The sequence below is a fragment of the Advenella faeciporci genome (assembly GCF_014652395.1).
GTDB lineage: Bacteria > Pseudomonadota > Gammaproteobacteria > Burkholderiales > Burkholderiaceae_B > Advenella > Advenella faeciporci.
The window spans coordinates 1-14,424 of sequence record NZ_BMYS01000023.1 but is presented as its reverse complement, the minus strand read 5'-3'; the positions used below and the strand labels follow the sequence as shown (position 1 = coordinate 14,424).

Genomic DNA, 14,424 nt, shown 5'->3' with positions numbered 1-14,424 from the left:
GAATGCAACAGGCAGGCTTGTAAACGGCTGAATACCGTGGCGGATTCGGCCCTACGGGTTTGCGGCCCCGTCCATGGCGCACCTGAAGCCCAATGTGTCCAGCGTGAATGGCGCTTTCAGGCTGGACCTGAAACCATAGCGCATGAAGGCGGCGTAGTCGCTGGGGTCTGCCACCCCTTCGGCGCCTGCACCACAGAACGCCCCCAGGTCAAGGGTAACGGTACGGCCATCCACCTCTACATTTTCAACGTTTGAGGTTTGCAGTTTGCTGGATACGGTAGCGTTGAAGTCCTGGGTCCATTCCCAGATAAGGCCATGCATGTCATAAATGCCCCAGTAATTGGGTTTGTCCTGTTTAATGGCGGGCAAGTGGGCGGTGGCGGGTTTGGCGTACCAGTTCAGGATTTTCTGGGTAAAGTCTTTGTCTTTGGTGGCATCCACCTTGGTTTCAGAGGCGCGCGCGGCGTATTCCCATTCGGCAATGGTGGGCAGGCGCTTGCCCTGGGCCTTGCAGTAGGCCTGGGCTGCAAACCAGGAAACATTGCTAACCGGGCTTTGGGCATCAATGGTTTTAGGCATCCACTGGTCATTTTCCTTTAACCAATGCTTTAAATAACCTTCTTCAGCAAACATTTTCTGGATTTTATCGGGTGACCACTGCGGGTGCTGCCTGATGAATTCGGCAAATTCCAGGTTGGTCACGGGTGTCGTATCTATTCTGAATGCCTTGACCCATTCCAAAGGGCTGGCCTGGCTGGAATATAAAGGCCGATATTCACCCTGCGGCAAACTGGCCATCTCAACTGCCTGCGCCTGCATGCTTATGGCAGACAGGATAGCCGCCATACCGGCCAGAACGGGCTTGCCTGCACGGCGTCCGGGGCCGCTTCGGGCATTTGCATTTTGGAAAGTCTGCTGGCAATGGGTTGTTGTCATGGCTTGCTCTTTATATATATAAACACAAAACACTGCCTTCCGTGCACGGGCACCGAAGGCAGTGGGCGTTACACGCATTATGTCAATGCTTAGTGCGCGCCGGGTACTGCCTGTGCAGGTGCTGCCTTGCGTTGCTCTGCCACGTCTTCGGGTGAAAGTTCACCGCCTTTGTTACCCCAGCTGTTCAAGACATAGGTAACCACGTTGGCCACGTCATTATCGCTCAGCAACATGGCGGGCATTACACTGTTCCACTTGGTGCCGTTAACGGTAATTTCACCGGACAAACCGTGAACAATAACGTTGGCAGCCCGTTTGTGGTCGGCATTCAGGTAGTCGGATGCCGCCAGCGGAGGGAAGGCACCGGAAATACCCACACCACCGGCCTGGTGACATGCCTGGCAGTTGGCCTCATAAACACGCTGGCCAAACTTGATTTTTTCTTCCAGGTTCCGGGCAACAGCCGGAGTGGGTGCCGCACCGGTATCAACCGACTGAATGGCAGAACCTTCGGGCAGGTACACCGCGTCCATCTGTTTGCCGGAATAGATTTCCTTGTTTTCAGCACCGGTTACTTTGATATTACCCAAAGCACCTTTGTTGAAGGCACGGAAGATGGAGTGATCAACCATGACCAGATCACCGGGCACGTCTACCTTGAACTCTACCATGGTGGCACCACCGGCTGGAACAAGGGTTGTCTGGATGTGGTTATTGACCAGCTTTCCACCCTCAACATAGACCTTGTCGAAAATCTCGCCAATCACGTGGAAGGAAGACACCAGGTTGGGACCACCGTTACCCACAAACAGGCGAACGTTTTCACCCACTTCCGCTTTCAGGGCGTTTTCACCGGCCAGTGCACCCACAGAGCCGTTAAAGACCACATAATCGGCATGCTCTTCAATGGCTTTTTTCATGTCGAAGGGTTGCAGGCCAGGCTCACCATAAGCACCCTTGGTGTAGAAATCGCCTTGCATGACGTAGTATTCGCGATCCACTTTAGGCAAGCCTTCTTTGGGCTCAACAAGAATCAGGCCATACATGCCGTTGGCAATGTGCATGCCCACGGGCGAAGTGGCACAGTGGTACACATACAGGCCGGGGTTCAGGGTTTTGAAACTGAATACAGAAGTATGCCCGGGTGCTGTCAATGATGAAGCGGCACCGCCACCGGGACCGGTTACCGCGTGCAAGTCGATATTGTGCGGCATTTTGGAACTGGGATGGTTGGACAAATGGAATTCAACCGTATCACCTTCACGTACGCGCAGGAATGTTCCCGGTACGGTGCTGTCAAATGTCCAGTACATGTAATCTACACCATCGGCCATTTTCATGACTTTTTCAACGGTTTCCATTTCAACTACCACACGCGCCGGGTGCTTGCGGGTAATTGGAGGCGGCACCATTGGAGGGGCAACACGCACGGCCTGTTCAATGGGCAATTTTTTAATGGCATCCGAGGCGGGTTGCTCTAGGGCAACTTTAACAACATTGGCCTCTTTGGCCATCACGGCACTGGACACCAGGCCCATGCTTAAGGCCATAGAGACCGCGGCAACCAATTTATTCACTTTCATTGACTTCTCCTGGATAAAAAATAAAATTTCCGGGTATTGCCCTGGTGAATAATTTCCCGTTATTCATGTTCGGGCATCCGTTAATGGAAATTCTACGGGTTAAACCTGATCAACTTCTGATTTAAATCAAACAACCACCCTGAAAGATATATTTCATATATATCTTTTAAAAACTTCTTGATCTGTGTTGATTTTGAAAATGCTTTACTGATTAATGCTGTGTTGTTTTAGATACAAAATTTTCAAATTCAATAAAAAAACTTACGCAAAATCCGGGTTTAACCCTGTCTCTGATATTACTAAAATTTGTAAAAATTGAAAAAACCGCCTAATGCCTTGATTAAAAAGATAAATTATTGAATAACAAGAAATTCAGCTGTTTTTAAGATGTGTAAACAAGATGATATAGATTGTAGGCAGAAAAAGTCATGTTTTACCTATGAAAAACCCACAAACCACAAACTGAAACATAATGACCGAAAAAATCAAAAAACGATACATTAAAAAGGCCAGGTTTTCACCTGGCCCTTAACGGCAAACGCGGGGCTTGACTGCCTGACACCCTGCCTGCCTGTTACCAGGCCAGCACTTACTGGTGTCTTCACCCTCTTTACAGGCCTTGTCGGGCGTACCCTCGCCATTGTCACGCTCAATAATAAGGGCAGTGGTGGCATCAATCATGTTGAAGTCGCCAATTGCGCCAGATCAAAATCGGAACCGGTCAGGTAACGCTCTTTGGTATCTTCATGAACGATACGGAAAGGCACTTTCTTGTCGGGATCACTCAGTTGGATTTACCCATGATACTGCCCGGCTCTTCTACACGCGCACGGGAAGGATAGCCAAGCTTTATGACTGGTATATTAAAGAAAACTGTTGGAACTGGTATTTTATGCTGCGTATTTGCGGGGCAAACAGCGGTTTGCATGGGTGGCTGACGTGAAAACGGGCATTATGGCTGAAAAGGCAGGCATGTACAAAGCAGGCCTGATTCGGCATAATGCAAATTCTGATTACGTGTTTTTTGAGTATTTTTTTGAGTATTTAATGGTGCCTCCGGCGAGAATCGAACTCACAACCCCCCGCTTAGAAGGCGGGTGCTCTATCCAGTTGAGCTACGGAGACAACACAAGCCCGCTATTCTAACCCGAGTAAATAATATTTGCATTAATTTAGCTACAATAACCCATAAATTTATCACTGACAATTCCAGCCAAGAGGGTCTGATATGGCAATTTTATTTGATGTTCACCCACAAAACCCGCAAATCCGCCTGCTGAAACAGGCGGCGCAAATGATTAACGACGGAGGCCTGATCGCGGTTCCCACCGATTCCAGCTATGCCATCCTGGCCCGTCTTGACGACAAGGATGCCGCCGCACATTTGCGCCGCATTCGCGGCCTTGACGAGCGCCATCACCTTACCCTGCTCTGCCGTGACCTGGCCGAAATCGGGCATTTTGCAAAGGTCGACAACCAACAATACCGCCTGTTGAAAGCAGCCACCCCGGGCCCCTGGACTTTTATCCTGGAAGCCACCAAAGACGTGCCACGCCGGGTATCCCACCCCTCACGCAAAACCATTGGCATTCGCGTCCCTGATCACCCCATTACCCTGGCCCTGATCGAGGCGGTTGGCTCTCCGCTGCTTTCCACCACTTTTATTCCCAAGGACGAGACCGAGCCACTGAATGACCCGGAAGAAATCATGGCCCATTACGGCCACGAGCTGGCGGGCGTGATTGACAGCGGCAGCTGCCCCGGCACCCCCACCACCGTGATCGACCTGTCTTCGGGCATTCCTGAAGTGGTACGCACAGGCGCCGGAAACCCTGCCAGCCTTGGCCTGTAAACACAAACATGCCGGCAAAAACCCCGGCAAACTCTTTGTTTATGCTTTTTTTCAACAATTTTCCCAACCATATCGTTTATTTCTATTAAACTATTCGCCAAAAAGCGTTATGCTTAGCGGTTTATATTTATCCCTGTTCAGGACTTTTTAATTATGGCAGTCGACAGTTCTTCATATCCTATTTTTACAGGCAGTATTCCTGCATTAGTTACCCCCATGTTGCCCAATGGCAAGATTGACTATGAAGCCTACAAGAAGCTGATCGACTGGCATGTGCAGGAAGGTTCCGACGGGCTGGTGGTGGTGGGCACCTCGGGCGAATCGCCCACAGTGGACTTTGATGAACATACCGAACTTATCCGCGTTGCCGTCGAGCACGCCGCCGGCCGTATCCCGATTATTGCCGGTGTAGGTGCCAACGCAACCGATGAAGCCATTTACCTGACCAAACAGGCCAAAAAAGTAGGTGCACAGGCCGGCCTTTCGGTGGTGCCCTACTACAACAAACCTTCCCAGGAAGGGCTGTTCCTGCACTTTAGCGCCATTGCACAAGAAGGCGAACTGCCTATCATTCTGTACAACGTACCCGGGCGCACCGTTGCCGACCTCAGCAACGACACTATTCTGCGTTTGGCCAATGTACAAAACATTATCGGCATCAAAGACGCCACCGGCGACATTGGGCGTGGCGCACTGCTGCTGGCCAACAAACCCGACCACTTCCAGGTTTTCAGTGGTGATGACCCAACCGCTGCCGCCCTTATCCTGCTGGGCGCCAATGGCAATATCTCGGTCACCGCCAACGTGACGCCAAAACTCATGCACGAACTGTGTGTTGCCGCACGCCTGGGTGATGTACCCACAACACGGGCACTCAATGCCAAACTGGCTCAATTGAATAAAGTGCTATTCATTGAAGCCAACCCCATTCCCGTTAAATGGGCGGTTGCCCAGCTTGGTTTGTCACAACTGGGCTATCGTCTCCCCCTGTGCGGACTCAGTGAACAAAACAAGATTCCGGTTACCCAAGCCCTTCAAAGCCTGGGCCTTATTTAAATATCAAGGATCAAGATTTATGCGCATCAATGCACGCCATCTTACAGCATCGGGTTTAATTGCAGCCGCAACCCTGCTTGCCGGATGCAACGCCGTTTCTGAAATCATGGGAGATGGAGAACAGGTTGATTACAAAAGCACCGTTCGCGGAGACCCGTTAAGCATTCCACCCGATCTGTCCAGTGCCGATATCAAGCCACAGTACACGGCACCCGGTGGTGTCGCTTCGGCCAGCGTCTATAACAAGTCTGTGGCTGCCGCCAATGCAGCCAATGCCAAAGGCGCAACCGTGCTGCCAACCATTGATGGCATGGAAGTACGCCGCAGCGGAGACCTCCGTTGGCTGGAAATCAACCAGGATCCCAATATTGTCTATCCAAAACTGGTGGCTTTCTGGTCTGACGAAGGCTTCACCATTAACCGCGACAACCCCAAGGCAGGCATTATTGAAACCGACTGGGCTGAAAACCGCGCCAAGATTCCCGGCAACTTTCTGCGTCGCGCGCTGGGTTCCATTGTAGACATGGTATCGGACAGCGGCGAGCGTGAACGTTTTCATACCCGTCTTGAACGCGTTAATGGCAAAACAGAGGTGTACATTAGCCACGAGCGCATGGTGGAAACCCAAATGGATCGTGATGGCACCGAATTCAAATGGTTGCCTGCCAACGAAGACCCTGGCCTGAATGCCGCCATGCTGTCTCGCTTGATGGTTTATCTGGGGGCTGACAAAGCCAGGGCCGAACAGCAAATCAGGCAATCCGCTGTGGCTGCGCCCGTTGCCAACAAACCCAAAATCGCCAATTTTGTTGAAGGCACAACCGCCCTGTCGGTAAATGAATCACAAGACCTGGCATGGCGTCGGGTAGGCAATGCGCTGTCCGCCTCGGGCTTCAAAATTGAAAACTCAAACGCCACAAACGGTACTTACGTGATCCGCTACCTGGATACCGATACCGGAGAAAAGCGCCAGGAAGCCAATTTCATTACCCGTTTATGGGGTGATAAAGGCAATCTGACCCCGTTACCTTACACCATTGAAGTCAACGCTCAGGGTGCCCAGTCGTTGGTAACCGTACGCGACCAAAACGGCAATGCCGACAACAGCACGACGGCACGCCGCATCCTGACGGTTATTGCCCAAAAAATGAATTAATTCGTTTTTAATCAGTTTTGCATTCCTTCCCCTTGCCTGCCAAGGGGAATTTTTTGCCCAACACCAAAGGAAAATCATGCCATTTATTCACGCACAAATTCTTGCCGGTCACAGCACGGAACAAAAACAGGCGCTCTTGAAAAACGCCAACAAGGCGGTACAGGAAAGCATTGGCGCCCCCGAGGCCAGCATCCGCATTACCCTTCAGGAGTTCCAACCCCATGAGGTCATGGTTGCCGGCCAGGAAGGCAAGGCTTTTGCCACTATTCAGGTACACCTGATTGAAGGCCGTACCGAAGCATTGAAAGCCGCCCTGATTGCCGCCTTAAGCCAGGCTGCCAGTGAAAGCCTGGGCATTTCGCAAGAAGAAATACGGGTAATGGCCATTGATGTACCCAAAGAAAACATGGGCGTGGCCGGTGGCATTAGCGCCAAGGCGGCAGGCCGGTAATATTTGCTCCCACGCAGGAGCATGGGAGCAAGTAGCAGTTTACTCGTTCCCACGCTCCCGCGTGGTAACGCCTGTATCCTGCTCACCCTCTTCACGCTTTTCGGTATTCAGCCGGTACAGGCTCACGCTCATGGCCAATAAGAATGAAATGAAAATGGCCAGCATACCGGCAATCAGGAAATTATCCAGCACAAACCAAAGCGGCAGCCACAACAACAACGCTACACCCATGGGGGCACTGCCCATGGCAAACAACAGCTTTCCCAGCCTGCTTTTGAGTTTTCCCAGCCTGCTTTTGAACTTGACTAATGACATGCATACACCAAAAAATGTTTAAAGGCCTGTGCCGTTTCGCATAAGGGCACCGACTTATTCCAGAACATACCCACCTCCATCACAGGCACTCCATCTTCAATAGGCACGGCATTGATTTTTTTTCCCTCAAGGGACCAGGGCCTGTACACCATTTCCGACAGGATAGTGACCCCCAGACCCTGCGCCACAAAGCCGCGCACGGCCTCCATGGAACGGGTTTTCAGCACCACATTGGGCTCAAGCCGGTGCTTGCGCCAGAACCCCAGGCCAGACTCTTCGGCATTATCCACCAAAATCAGGATATAAGGGTACGGGGCAATTTCCTGTAGTGTAACCGAAGCACGCATGCCCAGCGGGTGCGATGGGGAGACCCACAGTTTACGGGCCGAACGCAACAGGACCTGATGCTCAAAACGGCCAATATCCTTAAGGTTGGAGGTTAAACCCACTGCCATGTCTATTTCTCCGCTCAACACCGCCTGCTCCATCTGTGCCAATTCCATATCCACCAAATCAAACTGTATGCCTGGATTGGCTTTTTTAAATCGAAGCACCAGTTCAGGCAAAAAATAGCCCAGCACGGTGTAGGAAGCGGCCACCCGCAACACACCCGAAACACCGTTATTTTGCCGAGCGGGCCGATGCAGGGCTTCATCAAAGGCATCCAGCACAAACCGCACATGACGGTAAAAATCGTGTCCTGCGGCCGTTAAGGCAACCCCATGCTGCAAACGGTCAAACAGCGTTACTTTAAGGTGGGCTTCCAGGCTTAGCACCGCACTGGTAATGGCCGATTGTGAGACGTGCTCTTCGGCCGCCGCCATGGAAAACCGCCCCGTACGGGCGGCGGCCGCAAAATACCGGAACTGCCTGATTGTGACCTGCTTGGACATTTGTTTTCCAGATACCTGTTAATGATTTTTTTAATTTTACGATACCCGGTAAAAAAGATAAACTTTGCATCAAGCATCAGTGTAATTCGCTTTTTACCTCCACAAGGGGTATTGTATTAATAATCATACAATGCGTGTTTGGCTGATCATTATAGAAATAATTCACAGACAAAGATTCTGGAGACAAACAATGAATGCCCCCATATCCAAAGCGGCGCAAGCGGCACTTGATTCCATTACCCTGGATGACAAATATACCCTTGAAAAGGGCCGGGTTTACATGAGCGGAACCCAGGCGCTGGTCAGACTGCCCATGCTTCAAAAAAGCAGGGACATGAAAGCCGGACTTGATACCGGTGGTTTTATCTCGGGCTACCGGGGTTCTCCGCTGGGCAATGTGGATTTATCCCTGTGGAAAGCGCAAAAGCACCTGGATAAAAACGATATTGTGTTCCAGCCTGGTGTTAATGAAGAGCTGGCGGCCACGTCTATCTGGGGATCCCAACAGCTGAATCTGTTCCCGGACGCAAAAAAACAGGGCATCTTTGCCATGTGGTATGGCAAGGGGCCAGGGCTGGACCGCTCCATGGATGTTTTCAAGCATGCCAACAATGCGGGCACGTCGCAATACGGCGGGGTCTTGCTCATTGCCGGCGATGACCACGCTGCCAAGTCTTCGACCGTTGCCTACCAGTCAGAACACGATTTGCAGGCGGCTGGCATACCTGTCCTGTACCCGTCCAATGTGCAGGAATACCTTGATTTTGGTCTTCACGGCTGGGCCATGAGCCGTTATTCGGGCCTGTGGGTCAGCCTGAAATGCGTCACCGATGTGATTGAATCCAGTTCCTCGGTAGACATAGACCCGGACCGCATCCAGACCATTATCCCGAGTGATTTTGAAGTACCGCCCGGGGGCCTGAACATACGCTGGCCCGACACGCCCCTGGAGCAGGAAGCACGCCTGAACAATTACAAGTGGTATGCCGCCCTGGCCTATGTACGGGCCAACAAGCTGGACAAAATAGTGATTGATTCGCCCAATGCCCGCTTTGGCATCATGACGGCGGGCAAAGCCTACCTGGACGTGCGCCAGGCCCTGTTTGATCTGGGTCTGGATGAACAAACCTGTACCCAGATTGGCATTCGCCTGTACAAGGTAGGCTGCGTGTGGCCCCTTGAGGCACAAGGTGCACGACATTTTGCCCAGGGGCTTGAGGAAATCCTGGTGGTGGAAGAAAAACGCCAGATCATGGAATACGCCCTGAAAGAAGAGCTGTATAACTGGCGCGATGACGTGCGCCCCGATGTATACGGCAAGTTTGATGCGCGCGATGACGGTGGCGGAGAATGGTCGGTGCCGCGTGGCAAATGGCTGCTCCCCCCCAACCATGAGCTGTCTCCTTCGATTATTGCCAAGGCGATTGCCAAACGCCTTGAAAAACACCCTTTGCCTGAAGACGTCCATGCCCGCATCAAGGCCCGTATTGCCGTGATCGAAGCCAAGGAAAAAGAAAACCAGCGCCTGTCGGTGGTGGTGGAACGCAAGCCCTGGTTCTGCTCGGGCTGCCCGCACAACACCTCTACCCGGGTGCCCGAGGGTTCACGTGCAGTGGCCGGCATTGGCTGCCATTACATGACCATCTGGATGGACCGGAAAACCGATACTTTTTCGCAAATGGGAGGTGAAGGCGTGGCCTGGATCGGGCAAAAAGCCTTTACCGACACCAAACACATTTTTGCCAACCTGGGTGACGGCACGTATTTTCACTCGGGAATTCTGGCCATTCGCGCCGCTATTGCCGCCAAGGCCAACATTACATATAAAATCCTGTATAACGATGCGGTGGCCATGACCGGCGGCCAGCCCATAGACGGCACCTTGACCGTGCCACAAATAAACGACCAGCTGGTGGCTGAAGGCATTACGCGGGTAGTGATCGTAACTGATGAGCCTGAAAAATACAAAGGCGCAGTCATGCAAAAAAACCCCGGCGTTTACCACCGGGACCAATTGGACGAAGTGCAAATTGAACTGCGTGACACCATTGGCACCACGGCGCTGATTTATGACCAGACCTGCGCGACCGAAAAACGCCGCCGCCGCAAACGCAATACCTATCCCGACCCGGCCCGCCGCGTTTTCATTAATGAAGCGGTGTGCGAAGGCTGCGGCGATTGCAGCGTGCAATCCAACTGCCTGTCGGTTGAACCGCACGACACCCCCATGGGTACCAAGCGACGCATCAACCAGTCCAGCTGCAACAAGGATTTTTCCTGCCTCAAGGGCTTCTGCCCCAGCTTTGTGACAGCCGAAGGTGCCCAGGTACGCAAACCGGCCATCAAGCTGGATACGGTAGAAAAAAAAGAAGGCAACATTCCCCTGCCTGCCAAAATTCAACTTGAACGCCCCTGTAATATCCTGGTTCCTGGCGTGGGTGGCACCGGCGTGGTCACCATTGGAGCACTGCTGGGCATGGCGGCCCATATTGAAGGAAAAGGGGTAAATGTGCTGGACGTAACCGGCCTGGCGCAAAAAGGCGGTGCCGTGGTCAGCCATATCCAGATTGGCAACCAGCCTTCCGACCTGCACGCCACCCGCATTGGCATGGGCGAAGCAGATCTGATTATTGCCTGCGATGCCATCGTGGCCGCTTCCAGGGAAATCACTTCCAAAACCCGTAACGGCGTGACTTTTGCCGCCATCAACACTGCCAAATCCCCCACGGCCGAAATGTTCAAGGACCCGAAATGGCGTTACCCCAGCGCGGCCACCACCCACGAGCTGACCGACATCCTGGGTCCCGATCATTGTGAGTTCCTGGACGCTAACGGATACGCCGTCATGCTGCTGGGTGATGCCATTTTTGCCAACCCCTTGCTAATGGGCTATGCCTGGCAAAAAGGCAAAATTCCGCTTCAGCTGGAAAACATCCTGCGGGCCATCGAACTGAATGGCGTTGCCGTGCAAAAAAACCTGGATGCCTTCGAATGGGGCCGCTACCTGGCCCATCATGGCGCCGCTTCACTGCCACTTAACGGGCAGCAAAGCCAGGAAGCCGGTGTATTGGTGAACATGCCCGAAAGCCTGGATAAACTGATTGCACGCCTTGAAACCCACCTGACCCGTTACCAGGACAAAAAATATGCCTGCCGTTTTACTGAAGCGGTGGATCATATTCGCAAGCTGGAAAAAGGCCTTGGCCTGAACTCGCAGCAGCTGACCGAAGCCGTTGCCCGCAACCTGGCCAAACTCATGAGCTACAAAGATGAGTATGAAGTGGCCCGGCTGTATGCCGACCCCGCTTTCCTGAACCAGTTGCGCCATGAATTTGAGGGTGAACCCGGGAAGGACTACCAGCTGAACTTTCACCTGGCGCCGCCTTCATTCAGCAAAAAAGACAGTCATGGCCACCTGGTCAAGAAAAAATACGGGTCCTGGATGATGAAAGCGTTTGGCATGCTGCAGCACTTCAAGGGTTTGCGTGGCACCCGACTTGACCCGTTTGGCAACACCGAAGAGCGCAAAATGGAAAGGCGGTTAATTGAAGACTACCTGGACATGCTGCGCGGCTTTAGTGCCAGCCTGAACGAAAACAACCTGGACATTGCCATTGCACTGGCCCGCCTGCCTGATGACATTCGTGGCTATGGGCATATTAAAGAAGACAATATCCGCAAGGCGGCAGCTAAAAAAGAGCGCTTGCTGAAAGACTTTGCGGCGGCATCGCTCAGCAACGTGGCCTAAGCGAAACCGGCTTTACCGGAAAACGTTTTCATTTGCGGTAAAGCCCCTATAATGCATTGATATGCCTGGTGCTGGCCAAAGTCCAAGCCGCCCCAACCAGACAAGCCTGCCTGACCATGACAGGCAGGCTTGTCCAGTTTAACCAAAAGGAGAATCATGAAAACAAAACCTGTACTTGAACACGCTGACGTAAAAAAAATGCTGGCAGCCGCCGTTGCCCATGCCCACAAAAACAACTGGCCGGTTACTATCGCCATCGTTGATGATGGCGGGCATTTGCTGGGGCTTGAGCGCCTGGATGGCGCAGCCCCCATTTCAGCGCATATTGCACCTGCCAAGGCAAAAACGGCAGCACTGGGTTGCCGTGAATCCAAAGGCTATGAAGAAGTCATCAATCATGGACGTTATGCGTTTTTATCGGTTCCCATGCTAGAGGGCATGCTTGAGGGTGGCGTTCCGATTGTTATTAACGGAGCGTTTGTAGGTGCCGTGGGTGTTTCAGGCGTAAAAGCCAGTGAAGATGCGGAAATTGCCAGGGCTGGCATCAATGCCCTGACATAACCCTGACTTCCCTGGCGTCACTGCCGTTGCACAAGGGCCTTATTTTTATGCTTGGTAAGGCTCTTTTTTGCGCTAAAACAACCCACGGAAAAAAAATGTTTTTTTTCATTATCGCAGTGCACAATTATTTACCATGTCCTGCCATTTTTTTTTATAATAAAAAAACAAAATTTAATTATTCATAAAAACCTACATAACACCGCAACCATGTCTTATATTGAACAAACTTTAACAAAACTGCAAAAATCCAGCCCAGGCCAGCCTGAGTTTTATCAGGCCGTCCAAGAGGTGCTGGAATCCCTTGAACCCCTGTTTGCGAAAGAAAAAAAATATCTTGAGCACAACATTATTGAACGCATCATCGAGCCCGAGCGTCAAATCATGTTCCGGGTCGCCTGGATTGACGACCAGGGCAAGGTTCAGGTCAACAAGGGTTATCGCATAGAATTCAATTCTGCCATTGGTCCTTACAAAGGCGGTTTGCGGTTTCACCCCAGCGTTTCCAGCGGCATCATCAAATTCCTGGGTTTCGAACAAATCTTCAAGAACTCCTTAACCGGTCTGGCGATTGGTGGCGGCAAGGGTGGCAGCGATTTTGACCCGAAAGGCAAGTCCAATAACGAAATAATGCGGTTCTGCCAGTCGTTCATTAACGAGCTGTATCGTCACATTGGCCCCACCACCGACGTTCCTGCCGGTGATATTGGCGTTGGCGGCCGTGAAATTGGTTATATGTTTGGCCAGTACAAACGGCTTACGGGTCGCTATGAAGGTGTTTTCACCGGTAAAAAAATTCCCTGGGGCGGCTCACTGGCCCGCACCGAGGCAACCGGCTATGGCACGGTCTACTTTGCCCAAAACATGCTGACCACCAACGGTCAGGCCCTTGAAGGCAAAACCTGCGTGGTATCGGGTGCCGGTAACGTTGCCATCTACACCATCGAAAAACTGTATCAGAACTGCGCCCTGCCCGTTACCTGCAGCGATTCACGCGGCTTTATTTACCACAAGTCAGGCATAAATCTTGAAACGCTTAAACAGCTTAAAGAAGTTGAAAGCGCCTGCCTGTCGAAATATGCAGAAATCCACACTGATGCGGTTTACACCCCGGTTTCCAGCTATCCTGCTGGCCGTAATGCGGTCTGGTCGGTTCCCTGCGACCTGGCTTTCCCTTGCGCCACCCAAAACGAGTTAAACCAGGCAGATGCCCATGAGTTGCTTAAAAACGGTTGCATCCTGGTGGCTGAAGGCGCCAATATGCCCTCTACCCCCGAGGCCGTAGAGGCATTCCTGAATGCAAAAATCATGTATGCGCCCGGCAAGGCAGCCAACGCCGGCGGTGTGGCCACCAGCCAGCTTGAAATGGCCCAAAATGCCAGCATGATCCAATGGAGCTTTGAAGAGGTGGATGTTCGCCTGAAAACCATCATGAAAAACATCTACCTGACCGCCTCTGAAACCGCCAATGAATTTGGCCAGCCCCACAACCTGGTGCTGGGTGCCAACATTGCCGGTTTCCGCAAAGTGGCAGATGCCATGATTGACCAAGGCGTTGTTTAAGAGCTGCACTGCCACAGTTCCCACGCAGGAGCATGGGAACCAGCAATACTCTGAACCACTCGTTCCCACGCTCCCGCGTGGTAACGAGTACCACAGAACCTGGCTGTCATTTAGCCTTGGATAAAAAAAACGCTATCTTTCGGGATAGCGTTTTTTTATTGACTACTGCCTGGATGTTCCCACGCGGGAGTGAACTGACCCCCAAAAGTTGGACACCCATTCAACTTTTAGGGGTTTTTCAATGGAAAAATATGATGTGCAATTCAAAGTCAAATTAGTAAAGGAGTATCTGTTCGGCGATAGTGGCTATCGT

12 protein-coding genes, 1 tRNA gene and 1 pseudogene are annotated in these 14,424 nt (G+C 52.0%); 7 read left to right on the top strand and 7 right to left on the bottom strand.

Annotated elements, in window-relative coordinates:
• Positions 1-51: 51 nt before the first annotated feature.
• The 4 genes and pseudogenes from IE074_RS13115 to IE074_RS13100 form a co-directional block, all read right to left on the bottom strand.
• On the bottom strand, positions 52-936 hold the full coding sequence (locus IE074_RS13115) for a formylglycine-generating enzyme family protein (RefSeq protein ID WP_229794026.1): 885 nt from the start codon (positions 934-936) through the stop codon (positions 52-54).
• 89 nt (positions 937-1,025) lie between these two features.
• A complete protein-coding gene (gene nirK, locus IE074_RS13110; RefSeq protein ID WP_189385904.1) occupies positions 1,026-2,519 on the bottom strand; it encodes a copper-containing nitrite reductase in 1,494 nt (497 codons plus the stop codon).
• Between the two features lie 582 nt (positions 2,520-3,101).
• Positions 3,102-3,218: pseudogene (locus tag IE074_RS14920) on the bottom strand (esterase-like activity of phytase family protein); the annotation flags it as partial.
• A 349-nt stretch (positions 3,219-3,567) separates the two neighbouring features.
• Positions 3,568-3,644 (bottom strand) — tRNA-Arg (locus IE074_RS13100).
• A gap of 103 nt (positions 3,645-3,747) precedes the next feature.
• Here IE074_RS13100 and IE074_RS13095 point away from each other — a divergent pair.
• The 4 genes from IE074_RS13095 (at position 3,748) to IE074_RS13080 (ending at position 7,034) form a co-directional block, all read left to right on the top strand.
• Complete coding sequence (locus IE074_RS13095) at positions 3,748-4,371, top strand: L-threonylcarbamoyladenylate synthase (protein WP_189385902.1); 624 nt, start codon at positions 3,748-3,750, stop codon at positions 4,369-4,371.
• Between the two features lie 153 nt (positions 4,372-4,524).
• Positions 4,525-5,427 carry a 4-hydroxy-tetrahydrodipicolinate synthase gene (gene dapA, locus IE074_RS13090; RefSeq protein WP_189385901.1) on the top strand — a complete coding sequence of 301 codons (903 nt, stop codon included), beginning with the start codon at positions 4,525-4,527 and terminating at the stop codon, positions 5,425-5,427.
• Positions 5,428-5,446: 19 nt separating this feature from the next.
• Entirely contained in the window at positions 5,447-6,583 is a 1,137-nt protein-coding gene (bamC, locus tag IE074_RS13085) for an NlpB/DapX family lipoprotein (protein ID WP_189385900.1), read from the top strand.
• Between the two features lie 76 nt (positions 6,584-6,659).
• A complete protein-coding gene (locus IE074_RS13080) occupies positions 6,660-7,034 on the top strand; it encodes a tautomerase family protein (RefSeq protein ID WP_189385899.1) in 375 nt (124 codons plus the stop codon).
• Positions 7,035-7,073: 39 nt separating this feature from the next.
• Here the strand turns inward: IE074_RS13080 and IE074_RS13075 are convergent, their stop codons facing one another.
• Together IE074_RS13075 and IE074_RS13070 are read right to left on the bottom strand one after the other, a co-directional pair.
• A complete protein-coding gene (locus tag IE074_RS13075) occupies positions 7,074-7,349 on the bottom strand; it encodes a hypothetical protein (RefSeq protein WP_189385898.1) in 276 nt (91 codons plus the stop codon).
• Positions 7,340-8,242, bottom strand: a complete 903-nt coding sequence (locus IE074_RS13070; RefSeq protein WP_189385897.1) for a LysR family transcriptional regulator — start codon at positions 8,240-8,242, stop codon at positions 7,340-7,342. Before IE074_RS13070 ends, IE074_RS13075 begins: the two co-directional genes overlap by 10 nt.
• A gap of 190 nt (positions 8,243-8,432) precedes the next feature.
• On the opposite strand from IE074_RS13070, the gene IE074_RS13065 reads away from it, so the two are divergent.
• On the top strand, positions 8,433-11,990 hold the full coding sequence (locus tag IE074_RS13065) for an indolepyruvate ferredoxin oxidoreductase family protein (protein ID WP_189385896.1): 3,558 nt from the start codon (positions 8,433-8,435) through the stop codon (positions 11,988-11,990).
• Here IE074_RS13065 and IE074_RS13060 read toward each other — a convergent pair.
• Positions 11,987-12,148 (bottom strand): hypothetical protein, encoded by a 162-nt coding sequence (locus tag IE074_RS13060; RefSeq protein WP_189385895.1) that lies wholly within the window; start codon positions 12,146-12,148, stop codon positions 11,987-11,989. The genes IE074_RS13065 and IE074_RS13060 overlap by 4 nt on opposite strands.
• Here IE074_RS13060 and IE074_RS13055 point away from each other — a divergent pair.
• Together IE074_RS13055 and gdhA are read left to right on the top strand one after the other, a co-directional pair.
• A complete protein-coding gene (locus IE074_RS13055) occupies positions 12,147-12,551 on the top strand; it encodes a GlcG/HbpS family heme-binding protein (protein WP_189385894.1) in 405 nt (134 codons plus the stop codon). The two genes, IE074_RS13060 and IE074_RS13055, sit on opposite strands and share 2 nt — an antisense overlap.
• Positions 12,552-12,758: 207 nt before the next feature.
• Positions 12,759-14,111, top strand: coding sequence for an NADP-specific glutamate dehydrogenase (gdhA, locus tag IE074_RS13050; RefSeq protein WP_189385893.1), 1,353 nt, complete (start codon positions 12,759-12,761; stop codon positions 14,109-14,111).
• Positions 14,112-14,424: the final 313 nt, after the last annotated feature.